This is a genomic window from Spiroplasma endosymbiont of Cantharis rufa (assembly GCF_964019665.1).
GTDB lineage: Bacteria > Bacillota_I > Bacilli_A > Mycoplasmatales > Mycoplasmataceae > Spiroplasma_A.
On sequence record NZ_OZ026459.1, the window covers coordinates 790,379 to 803,752 of the forward strand.

Below are 13,374 nucleotides of genomic sequence, written 5' to 3' on the forward strand. Positions count from 1 at the left end.
CTATTATTTAATTAGAAAAAAACTATAAGTTTTTAGTAGTAAAAAAAATGTCAAAAAAAATACAATAAGGAATTAAAAAATAAGGTTTCAAAAAAAGTTTAATCATAATTATTAGTTTTAATACTCACTTCTTTTGTTTCTGAATATACTTTGTCAAGTATACAAAATGTTTTTTTATAAAGTAATTACATTTAATGCAATTACTTTTATTTTGCTTCAATTATTAAAGTATTCATAAGATGGAGGGTTAGAAGTTTTAACTCGTATTCTTTCATAATTATAGAAGTGAATATATTTACTAATAGAGTTTTCCAATTTTTCAAAAGAGTTTACTTTTAACTCTTTTTTTCATTCCTCTTTTAATAAATAAAAGAATGTTTCACACATTGCATTATCTATTGAATTTCCAGGTTTTGATAAAGAAATAATTATATTATTCATTCTTGAATAATTTTTTGCAAAAAATGATGTATAATGGGAACCATTATCAGAGTGAATTATAAGCGGTTTACTTATGTCATTTCTATATTTTGTTGAATTAATAAGAGTATCTCTATAAATTTTTATATCATTTATGTTAGACAATTTATAACCAACTATAAATCCTGTTTTAACATCTTTTAAATCGCTAAGATAAGCAAATTTATTATTTAATGGTAAATAAGTAATGTCAGTCACTCAGCATTCATTTTTCTCATAGATTTCTCATTTTCTATTAACAATATTGGGCCCATGAGTAATATTTTTCTTTTCCTTAGGTTTTCTAATCATCTTTTTAACTCTAATTACTGAATACATCTTATATATTCTCATTATTCTTGCTACTTTATTTTGGCTTATGTTTATCCCCTTACTTTTTAAACATATTGTTATTATTGGACTACCATAAATACCCTTATATTTAAAAAATAGAATCTTTATTTCTTTTGCAATATAAATGTCTATTTTTATAATATAATTCTTTTTACCATTGTTAACTCACCTATAGTAACTTGATCTAGTAATTTTTAAAAGCTTACATAAATCTGAAATACTATATTTTTATTTAAATTCTTCTATGATTTTATAAATATAATTTATTTTTTCTTTTGATTTTCCATCATTTCATTGAACTTTTTTATAACTTCATTTTCCATTTCTAATCATTTAATCTTCTTTTTAAGAATTGCTAGTTCCTTATCTTTTGGGTCTAAAGAGTTTGGCCTAACACTGGAATGCTTGTTATGCTTTCCTGTTCTTGAAATTAAAGATTCAGCTCCGTATATTTTATAATTTATGCAAAGATTTCTTGCTGTTGAATACGATACACCATATTCAATTGATTGCTCTCTAAAAGTTCTATTTTCATTATAGTGTCTATTTACTAACTCTTGCTTTTGTTTGATACTTAATATATTTGATTTATTTCCTGTAACATTTGACATATAAAAAATTCTCCTTGTATATATTTTATGTTTTTTTAACATTATGTATACTTAGAGAATTATATTCAGTAATGAATTAAAAAAACCTTTATATTGAGACATTTGGTCTCTTTAAGGTTGTTTATTCTACTTGTAAAAAAATATTATAATTATTATATAAACTTAATTATTTCCTTATCGCCAAGTTCAATAGCTCCAAGAGTTATCTTATCTAAATCAATAAAGAAAACTAAATAACCAAAATTAAATGAAAATCATTGATTATTTCTCTCTTCACTTTTACCATTATGTTTAATATTAACACCAGTTTTTTTATTAGCAGTCCAATCAAAAGCTGAGTATGTTCAGTTTTGATTAGTACTTTTACTTGGTATCATCATGTCATAATATGAATTTTCAAAAATATTTGCCTCATTAAGTAATTTAGTTTTTGTTTCAATCAAATAATTATTATCTAATAAAGAGAAGGCATCATGAAAATTAGCAGTTGCATTATAATTATATTCAGGGCCATCATTCATTCTTTCAGAAATTTGATTAGTAAGTTCTGATGATTTTAAAGTCATTAAAAAGTCCTCATTTGAATTATAATCTGGATATTCATAAGTATTTACAACTCCATAAGTTTTATGTCAAACCTTTAAACTATTTACACTAAATTCAGCTAGCTTGTCCAGGATTTCTCCTTCGCTTTGATCAATATCTACAAAATAATTTACAGCTAATCTAAAATCAGGCAACTCATGTATATAAAGACCTTCACTTAAATTAATTGATAAACCAGTCAAATTAACATAACCTAAAGCAGTTGAGCTTTTATATTCACTAGTTTCTTTTATGGCACTTTCATTTTCTAAATTTAATTCATTTAAAAAACTATCTTTTTTAAATTGAAAATTTGTCTTTCAAATCCCATAATTTGATTTATTAAAATAATAAGTTAATAGATTATTTTTTGTTTTTAAATCAGTTGGTTCATCTCTAAAAATAGTATTTAAAAATATTCTTCCAGCATCTGTTTTATAATCAAATTTAATTGCATTATCCTCTTTAATTTGTTTGTACTTATTAATTACATTAAATAATGAGTTTTTATTCATTTCTGAAGATTTATAAATAAGATCTCCTTCAAAAGAAAGTGGCAGTGTATTACCAACTTTTTCAAAGTAATTTTTTTTAATAAAATTTATCATTGATGATTCAAAACCATTATTTTTTGAATCATCTTGATAATATTTTTTAAACTCATCGTTTGTTTTTCCAAAACCATCAGAAGATTTTTTCTTAGCTTTAATATTTTCTCAATTTATATTAGTATGTTTTTTATCATCTAATTCATTAGATGAAAAATAATCTTTTGCAATATTTTTATAAAAATCGTCACTTGCTTTTTTTAAAGAATCACTATTTGTTGAAGTATATTTAAAATTTTCAGTTATTTCAAAACTTTCAATATCTTTTTCACCTTTATATTGAATTTGAATTTTATAATCAACAATTACATTTCCTAAATATAGTTTATCCACCTCAGATTCATAAGACTTAATTACTAATGTTTTTCAATCAATAACTATGTTTTTTAATAAATCATTAACATCATTTAAAATAATTTTGTAATCATTTACATTTTTCAATTTATTTAATTCTTTTGATAGTTCATCAATATCCAAAACTTTTTTAATGTCATCCTCTAATTGCTTTAAATCAAAAGGATCAATTTCCTCTCATTTTAAATCACTATTTTCTATTATTTTAGTTCTATTTAAAAAATAATATCTACTCTCTGTATCTGGAAGACCTATTAAATTATGGTAAACATTTTCATTTAAATGTTTTGAAAAAATTTCATTTACATCACTTTTTAGTGATTTAACAATTTCATCATAATTTATTCCTTCTGGAGGAATAACTGGATCTGTACCACAAGCAACTACAGTGGCACTTGTTGTGGCTATTAGACTTACAGTACCCAATAAACTTAATAACTTTCTCATATTTTCTCCTTTGATTATTTTTATAATCTATATTAACAATATAGTTATATTAAAAAAAAGAAACAATTATACAAATAATTTAAAAAGATAAAAATGTTTTTTTAAAAAATCTATTTTTTAACACTTTAATAATTATTTTTTATAAAAATAATATATGAGTAGAATAAAAATAAATTTTAGTGTAATTATTTTATAATATTAGTTTAAAACTATTATTTAATTAGAAAAAAAACTATAAGTTTTTAGAGTAAAAAAATGTCAAAAAAATACAGTAAGGAATTAAAAATAAGGTTCCAAAAAAAGTTTAATTATGACTATTAGTTTTAATACTCACTTTTTTTGTTTCTTTAAGTTTTTCTTTTAAAAGTTTCACATCTATATCTTATCTAATAAATAAGTTAGTTTAAAATTTTATATTAATGAATGTTTCAATATTTATATTGCACTTTTTATTCAGAATGCAAGATTTGTCTTCAATATTTTAAATCTTGACACTTTCTATTTTATATAACTTTCTTTATTTCAATATTTTTCTAAAGCGCTTGTTTTTATTTTTTGATTGGTTATTTTTGGAATTAAAAAAAAGACATCACTCTATTGAAACATTAGGTCTCTTTAAAGTTGTCTATTCTTCTTTCAAAAAAATTTATAATTTTTATTTAGTACAAACTTAATTATTATATTATATAAACTTAACTATTTCCTTATCACCAAGTTCAATAGCTCCAAGAGTTATCTTATCTAAATCAATAAAGAAAGCTAAATAACCAAAATTAAATGACAATCATTGATTATTTCTATGTTCACTTTTACCATTATGTTTAATATTAATACCAGTTTTTTTATTAGCAGTTCAATCAAAAGTTGAATACATTCATTCATTTGTGGTTTCTAAACTTGGAACCATCATGTAATAAGCTGAATCTTCAATAATATTTGCATCATTAAGTAATTTAATTTTCGTTTCCTTCAAATAATTATTCCCTACTAAAGAGAAAGACCTATAAAATCCATTAGTTGTATTAACAATCTCCCTAGAGCTAATTTCAGAAATTTGATTAGTAAGTTCTGAAGATTTTAAACTCATTAAAAAGTCCTCATTTGAATTATGATCTGGATATTCATAACTATTTGCAACCCCAAAAGTTTTATGTCAAACCTTTAAGCTATTTACAGTAAATTCAGCTATCTTGTCCAAAATTTGTCCTTCGCTTTGATCAATATCAACAAAATAATTTACAGCTATTCTAAAATCAGGTAATTCATGTATATAAAGACCTTCACTTAAATTAATTGATAAACCAGTTAAATTAACATAACCTAAAGCAGCTGAACTTTTATATTCACTAGTTTCTTTTATAGCACTTTCATTTTCTAATTTTAATCCACTTATGAAACTATCCTTTTCTAATTGAAAATTTGATTTTCAAATCTCATAATTTGATTTATTAAAATAATAAGTTAATAGATTATTTTTTGTTTTTAAATCAGTTGGTTCATCTCTAAAAATAGTATTTAAAAATATTCTTCCAGCATCTGTTTTATAATCAAATTTAATTGCAGTATCATCTTTAAATTGTTTGTACTTATTCATTACTTTAAATAATGAGTTTTTATTCATTTCTGAAGATTTATAAATAAGATCTCCTTCAAAAGAAAGTGGAAGTGTATTACCAACTTTTTCAAAGTAATTTTTTTTAATAAAATTTGTCATTGAAGATTCAAAACCATTATTTTTTGAATCATCTTGATAATACTTTTTAAACTCATCGTTTGTTTTTCCAAAACCATCAGAAGATTTTTTATCACCTCTTATTTTTTCTCAATTTATATTAGTATGTTTTTTGTCATTTAAATCATCAGATAAAAAATAATCTTTTGAGATATTTTTATAAAAATCATCACTTGCTTGTTTTAAAGAATCACTATTTGTTGAAGTATATTTAAAATTTTCATTTATTTCAAAATTCTCAATATCTTTTTCACCTTTATATCGAATTTGAATTTTATAATCAACAATTACATTTCCTAAATATAGTTGATCCACTTCAGATTCATAAGACTTAATTACTAATGTTTTTCAATCAATAACTACATTTTTTAATAAATCATTAACATCATTTAAAATAATTTTGTAATCATTTACATTTTTCAATTTATTTAATTCTTTTGATAGTTCATCAATATCTAAAACCTTTTTAATGTCTTTCTCTAATTGCTTTAAATCAAAAGGATCAATATCCTCTCATTTTGAATCACTATTTTCTATTATTTTAGTTCTATTTAAAAAATAATATCTACTCTCTGTATCTGGAAGACCTATTAAATTATGATAAACATTTTCATTTAAATGTTTTGAAAAAATTTCATTTACATCACTTTTAAATGATTTAACAATTTCATCATAATTTATTCCTTCTGGAGGAATAACAGGTTTTGTTCCACAAGCAACTACAGTTGCACTTGTTGTTGCTATTAGACTTACAGTACCCAATAAACTTAATAACTTTCTCATATTTTTCTCCTTTGATTATTTTTTAACCATATATTACAATATAGTTATATTAAAAAAAGGAAACAATTATACAAATAATTTAAAAAGATAAAAATATTTTTTTAAAAATCTATTTTTTAACACTTTAATAATTATTTTTTTATAAAAATAGTATATAAGTAGAATAGAAATAAATTTTACTGTAATTATTAAATAAAATTATTTTCAAAAATATTATTTAATAAGAAAAAAACTATAAGTTTTTAGTAGTAATAAAAAAAATACAGTAAGTAATTAAAATAAGGTTCCAAAAAAACTAAATCATAACTATTAGCTTTAATACTCACTTTTTTTATTTCTTTAAGTTTTTCTTTTAAAAGTTTTACATCTAAATCTCATTTCATAAATAAGTTAGTATAAAATTTTATATTAATGAATACTTCAATATTTATATTGTATTTTTTATTCAGAATGCAAGATTTGTCTTCAATACTTTAAAACTTAACACTTTCTATTTTATATAACTTTCTTTATTTCAATATTTTTCTAAAGCACTTCTTTTTATTTTCTGATTGGTTATTTCTGGAATTAAAAAAAAAGACATCACTCTATTGAAACATTAGGTCTCTTTAAAGTTGTCTATTCTTATTTCAAAAAAAATTTATAATTTTTATTTAGTACAAATTTAATTATTATATAAACTTAACTATTTCCTTATCACCAAGTTCAATAGCTCCAAGAGTTATCTTATCTAAATCAATAAAGAAAGCTAAATAACCAAAATTAAATGACAATCATTGATTATTTCTCTCTTCACTTTTACCATTATGTTTAATATTAATACCAGTTTTTTTATTAGCAGTTCAATCAAAAGCTGAGTATGTTGCTACAGCTAAATCACTTCAACTTGGAATAATCAAGAAATAAGCTGAATCTTCAATAATATTTGCATCATTAAGTAATTTAATTTTCGTTTCCTTCAAATAATTATTCCCTACTAAAGAGAAAGAGCTATAAAATCCATTAGTTGTATTAAAAATCTTGCTAGACATATCTTCAGAAATTTGATTAGTAAGTTCTGAAGATTTTAAAGCTATTAAAATATCCTCATTTGAATTATGACTTGGATATTTATAATTATTTGCAACCCCAAAAGTTTTATGTCAAACCTTTAAGCTATTTACAGTAAATTCAGCTAGTTTGTCCAAAATCTGTCCTTCGCTTTGATCAATATCAACAAAATAATTTACAGCTAATCTAAAATCAGGTAATTCGTGTATGTAAAGACCTTCACTTAAATTAATTGATAATCCAGTTAAATTAACATAGCCTAAAGCAGCTGAACTTTTATACTCACTAGTTTCTTTTATAGCTCTTTCATTTTCTAATTTTAATTCACTTATGAAACTATCTTTTTGTAATTGAAAATCTGTCTTTCAATTCTCATAATTTGATTTATTAAAATAATAAGTTAGTAGATTATTTTTTGTTTTTAAATCATTTGGTTCATCTCTAAAAATAGTATTTAAAAATATTCTTCCAGCATCTGTTTTATAATCAAATTTAATTTTAGTATTATTATATGTTTTGAATTTATTTATTTCTTTAAACAATGAGTGTCTATTCATTTCTGAAGATTTATAAATAAGATCTCCTTCAAAAGAAAGTGGCAGTGTATTACCAACTTTTTCAAAATAATTTTTTTTAATAAAATTTATCATTGAAGATTCAAAACCATTATTTTTTGAATCATCTTGATAATACCTTTTAAACTCATCGTTTGTTTTTCCAAAACCATCAAAAGATTTTTTATCACCTCTAATTTTTTCTCAATTTATATTAGTATGTTTTTTGTCATTTGAATCATCAGATAAAAAATAATCTTTTGCGATATTTTTATAAAAATCATCACTTGCTTGTTTTAAAGAATCACTATTTGTTGAAGTATATTTAAAATTTTCAGTTATTTCAAAACTTTCAATATCTTTTTCACCTTTATATTGAATTTGAATTTTATAATCAACAATTACATTTCCTAAATATAGTTGATCCACTTCGGACTCATAAGACTTAATTACTAATGTTTTTCAATCAATAACTACGTTTTTTAATAAATCATTAACATCATTTAAAATAATTTTGTAATCATTTACATTTTTCAATTTATTTAATTCTTTTGATAGTTCATCAATATCTAAAACCTTTTTAATGTCATTCTCTAATTGTTTTAAATCAAAAGGATCAATTTCCTCTCATTTTAAATCACTATTTTCTATTATTTTAGTTCTATTTAAAAAATAATATCTACTCTCTGTATCTGGAAGACCTATTAAATTATGATAAACATTTTTATTTAAATGTTTTGAAAAAATTTCATTTACATCACTTTTTAGTGATTTAACAATTTCATCATAATTTATTCCTTCTGGAGGAATAACAGGTTTTGTCCCACAAGCAACTACAGTTGCACTTGTTGTGACTATTAGACTTACAGTACCCAATAAACTTAATAACTTTCTCATATTTTCTCCTTTAATTATTTTTTAACCATATATTAATAATAGAGTTATATTAAAAAAAGAAAAGAATTGTACAAATAATTTAAAAAGATAAAAATATTTTTTTACAAAAATAATATATAAGTAGAATAAAAATAAATTTTAGTGTAATTATTTTCAAAAATATTATTTAATTAAAAAAAGCTATAAGTTTTTAGTAGTAAAAAGTAACAAAAAAAGTAAGTAATTAAAAATAAGTTTACAAAAAAATAATAGACGACTTAAAAAAGACTTGCCTTGATTTTAAATCAAGAGCAAATAATCTCTTTTTTTAATTATAAATATAATCTTGAGGATTATTTCTTTTTAAAATGAATTCTCTGAACTTAGTTTTAAAACTCTCCAATGAATCAAAAGTATCTCCATAATTTTTAAAAAAGTATTCTTTTATTATCTATTTAAAAATTCAATAGAAGAACTGTGTTTAAATCCAACATTTGACATTGACAATGTAAGATTATTTGATTTATCAAATAATCTCTTAACAATAAAAGAAGTATTTGCAGTTCCCCTATCTGATTGAATAATTGATTGCTCTACTAAATTAGCACTAGCAATTTTTTGAACTTGTGATAAAACATTGTAAACACCTGTACTATTTTCTGCATTCTGAAAATCAAAAGCTATCATTTGTCTAGTATATCAATCATTGGCAAATTCACCCAATATTATTACTTTTTATTACTAATATTTAAATGCATTCAAGAGCCATCTAAACCAATCTTTTGATATTTATATTCACAAATATAATTTTGACCTATAAGATCAGGAGCAACATTGCTTCTAGTTTCACCTTTGTATTTTTTGGTCTATCCAAATGCTTTAAGTCAATAATTTTTTTAGCTTTTAATTCGTCTATAATTTTGTAACTAACATTAATATTGCAATTATCTGCATTTTAATGACTTACATTCCTACTTCCAGCACTAATAATTTTTTTAATGAATTTATAAATACTTGCAATTACTTGTTTATTGTATTTTCTATTATACTTAATCTTTTCACCAATTAATAAAGTTTTAATATTTTTATTTTTTCATCTATAATATGAACCTTTATTAAAGTATAAAGTTTCACATTTTTTTTGGTTGATAAGCTAGTGTTTTTAGAATCAAAATAAATAAAATTAAATGCTTCATTCTTTTATGCATTCTTGCGGGTCATAATTACAATCTGATTCTGTGTCATGTTCATGCAAGAAGGCATGCACTTTTCTAATAACTAATATTTTAATTTTTCCTTTATAACTTTTTATTTTAATTGCTCATTTTCTTTTCGTGTTTTTTTAAGTTCTTCTTTCAAAACTTTTAACTCTAAATCTTTGCTCATAAATAAGTCAGTCTCACATTTTCTATTAATGAATGCTTCATTATTTATATTGCATCTTTTTATTCAAAGTCGTACAATTTATTCTCCATATTTTGAATATAAATCACTTGCTATTTTATTATAACTTTCTCCATTTCAATATTTTTCTAATGCTATTCTTTTTATTTTCTCATCTATTATTTTTGGCATAAAAAATGACAACCCTTCTATTGAGACTATTATCTCTTTAAGGTTGTCTATTCTCATTTTTCTGACGAAATCTAGTAGATAATTAAGATTATTCTTTTTTAAAAGAAAATTAATATAAAGATATTTAAAAAATTATTATTTCGTTAAAAAGTTTTACCTATTTTTTATTAAAAGAATAAAAAATTTATTCTATACTTTACATAATATCATTAAAAATAAATTGGACTGTTTTTTTTGAAAAATTAAAGTAGTCTACTAATAAATATTTTAAATTTTATAATTGTAAAAAAAATTAAAACCATATAAGTATAAATATTATGAATATTTAAATAGCTTAAAAAAGTAATTATATTTAATGAGATCACTTTTACAAAAAAAAAAAAAAAACGAAAGATTTAATATGGTATATGTATTAAATTGTTCTTCCATTTTTAAATTCTAATATAAACTAATTTTAAGCTAATTGTCAAATTTAAAATAATTGAACATGATAAGTTAATGAAAATTACATAGAATAAAAAATAGTTTGAAAATTACAAACTATCAATATTAGACTATATTTATATTTTTATTCATTAACTTCTAATGCTTTATAAATTGATTCCATGTTTATAGGTAACTTCACTAAATTTTTTAATGGTAAATTATTTTTTATTAAATATAAAAATAAATAATTTATTTGTTTAAAATTTTCAATAGCCACTACCAATGAATTTTCATCAATATCATATTTAAAAGTTTTTATATTTAAATCCCCTAAAAAAGACCTAAAATCCTTTTCACTAAACTTTTCATTTATATATATTTTATATTTAGAATAAACATTTAGTTCCTGAGTAGAACCATTAAAAATATTTTTTCCATCATCAATAATTACAAAATCATCAATAATATCTGCAATTTCATCAATATTATGAACAGTGATTACAACAGTTTTTCCTGCCTTTTTTGCTTCTACTAAAAGAATTTTAATTTTATTTCTCCAATAAGAATCAAGATTTGCCCCAGGCTCATCAAGTATAATAATTTCTGGATCTTTAATAAAACACAATATTAAATTCATACGATTCTTCATTCCTCATGAGAAACTTTTAATTGATTTATCTTTTGATTCTCAAATATCAAAATATTTCATTCAATATTCAATTTTTATTATTGACTCTTTTTTTGAAATACCCATCATTATGCAAATATCTAATAAAAATTTGTAAGCGCTAACAACATATAAAGAAAAATCCATTTGAGTATAGTAACCAATATTTTTATTTTCTAAATAATATTTTCCTGCTTTTCTTGAAATATTTTCAATTTCAATATTTCCTTTAAATTCTTTTATTATTCCTAATAAGGAGTTTAAAATAACAGTCTTACCACTACCACTTGACCCAAGCAAAGCAGTAATTCTAGCCTTTTTAATTGAACAATTTAAAGGTCCAATTACTTTCTTTTTATATTTTTTAATATAATTATCAAATTTTATAATTTCTTCCATATTTCCTTACCCTGTCAAATCTAATTTTTTAAATTTATTTTTTGCAACATAATAATTAATTATCGATATTGCAAATTGCAATACCATATAAAAATATGGAGCAATAAAATTGTTATATGTGTCTTCTTTAATTTTATTTTCTGAATCAAGTTTGAATGTATACGATGGTTTAGCCATAAATAAATTATCTTGCTTATTAAAAAATATTTTACTTGAACTTTCTGGTTCAAATCACATATCATCATAGTTTCTTCCACCATAGTAAATATAATTTTGTACCATATTAGAAATAAAATTTAATTGAAAAAATAAATTATAATTATTTCTTGATTTTGAATATTTAATTCAATTTTCATCTTTTACTACAGTACTATTTTCAAAAATAACCATATTATTTGTATAACGTATAAAATAATTTTCTAATATACGAGCGCTTAACATTGTAGGGAAAAATAATTTTTCCTCTATTAATTTTTCAACTTTTGCACTTTCAATCATTAATTTATTATTTGAGTAAGAAAAATAACTCTGATAAACTTCAACTAAACTTTTATTATCAAATAAAATATTTTCTCGCTCAGGATTTGTTTCATTTTTAATATAATTTTTATCAATGTTTTCTTTATTATCAAATAAAATAAACACATCAAATAAATTATAAAATTTACTTTGAATATCATTAAATTTACTATTTATAAATTTAGTAAAACTTATAAATTCTTCAAGAACTATTTTATAATTATTATCCAAATTATCATTACTAATTTTGTTTTCCAATTCTTCTACTGAAAGAAATCTATACTTCAATTCAAATTGAAAAGTAACTTCATCACCTTTTCAATCTGAAAGTGATGAGTTATTATTTGTACTAACTATTTTTGCTGGCTCTGTTAAACCAATAGTTGTGGTTCTATTTTCAACGATACCCATATCTATTCAAAATTGTAACCTATTTTGAATATTGTTATCAGTATCAAAATTATTAGTTAATGAATTTGGGTCTGTTTCATATTTATTTTTAAGAAAGTCTTCATAAATAGATAAACTTAAATTTGGATATTTTAATTGATCATTTAAAACATGTTTTTTTAAATCATAACTATCATAGATTTCATTTACTGCAAAAACTGTATTACTTCCTTTATAATTTAAAGATATTTTTTTATTTTCTTCTCCTTGAATTAAGAAAGTATATGGAAGATTACTAATAAAAGTACTTGATAATATTAAAGTAGCTACAATTGTTGAAACTTGAATATTTGTGAATAAAGAAATTAATAAAAAGAAATTAATTAAAAAGAAACAACTTATAAATGAGTATAATAAATAGACTGTTGTAATTTTTAATAACAAGAAATTAAATTTAAATAAAAATGCCATATTTATAATATTTATTAATAAATAACTAATAAATAAATTTATAAAAATTAATAATATAAATGCTATAAATTGGTAAGAAAATAATTTTTTTCTTGAAACTTGTTGTGTAATAATTATATTCATTGTTTTATCATCTCGTTTTACTACATAAAAGTATTGTGTTAATCTTAAACAAAGAATAAACAATATAACAAATATTGTAAGTAAAACATAGTAATCAAATATCATCAAAAAATTACTTGCATCTTTTTGTACAACAGAATAAATTCCTATAAATAAAGAAAACAATAAATACAATCCATTAAAAATTATGAATGACCTCTCCTTCATAATTAACTTAAAACTAAATTTTATTATTCATGATCCTGGAATAACCCTTTTCATAATTTTTCACCTATTCTATTGTATAATTTTAATTTATTTAACTTTTACTTCAATCCAGAAAAATTTATATTTGATTTTACTGTAATAAACTTTAGTTTTAATTAAAATAGTAAATTTACCCTTGCTTAGT

The 13,374-nt window shown here is 21.3% G+C and carries 8 protein-coding genes; all 8 read right to left on the bottom strand.

The features are described 5' to 3' along the window. Positions 1-174 precede the first annotated feature (174 nt). The 8 genes from AACL15_RS03430 to AACL15_RS03465 all read right to left on the bottom strand — a co-directional run bounded on the left by AACL15_RS03430 (position 175) and on the right by AACL15_RS03465 (position 13,244). Complete coding sequence (locus tag AACL15_RS03430) at positions 175-1,032, bottom strand: IS3 family transposase (protein WP_339035092.1); 858 nt, start codon at positions 1,030-1,032, stop codon at positions 175-177. A gap of 44 nt (positions 1,033-1,076) precedes the next feature. Continuing rightward, positions 1,077-1,424 (bottom strand): hypothetical protein, encoded by a 348-nt coding sequence (locus tag AACL15_RS03435; RefSeq protein ID WP_339033461.1) that lies wholly within the window; start codon positions 1,422-1,424, stop codon positions 1,077-1,079. A gap of 152 nt (positions 1,425-1,576) precedes the next feature. Beyond that, positions 1,577-3,418 (bottom strand): lipoprotein, encoded by a 1,842-nt coding sequence (locus tag AACL15_RS03440; RefSeq protein ID WP_339033463.1) that lies wholly within the window; start codon positions 3,416-3,418, stop codon positions 1,577-1,579. A 682-nt stretch (positions 3,419-4,100) separates the two neighbouring features. Continuing rightward, entirely contained in the window at positions 4,101-5,933 is a 1,833-nt protein-coding gene (locus AACL15_RS03445) for a lipoprotein (RefSeq protein ID WP_339033465.1), read from the bottom strand. 671 nt (positions 5,934-6,604) lie between these two features. Beyond that, positions 6,605-8,434: a lipoprotein gene (locus tag AACL15_RS03450; protein ID WP_339033467.1), complete on the bottom strand. Its 1,830-nt coding sequence runs from the start codon at positions 8,432-8,434 to the stop codon at positions 6,605-6,607. Positions 8,435-8,860: 426 nt separating this feature from the next. Then, on the bottom strand, positions 8,861-9,136 hold the full coding sequence (locus tag AACL15_RS03455) for a hypothetical protein (protein WP_339033469.1): 276 nt from the start codon (positions 9,134-9,136) through the stop codon (positions 8,861-8,863). A 1,420-nt stretch (positions 9,137-10,556) separates the two neighbouring features. Further along, positions 10,557-11,480 (bottom strand): ATP-binding cassette domain-containing protein, encoded by a 924-nt coding sequence (locus AACL15_RS03460; RefSeq protein WP_339033471.1) that lies wholly within the window; start codon positions 11,478-11,480, stop codon positions 10,557-10,559. A gap of 6 nt (positions 11,481-11,486) precedes the next feature. Further along, the gene (locus tag AACL15_RS03465; RefSeq protein WP_339033473.1) at positions 11,487-13,244 is read right to left on the bottom strand and encodes an ABC transporter permease; all 1,758 of its coding nucleotides are present in this window, start codon (positions 13,242-13,244) and stop codon (positions 11,487-11,489) included. Positions 13,245-13,374: the final 130 nt, after the last annotated feature.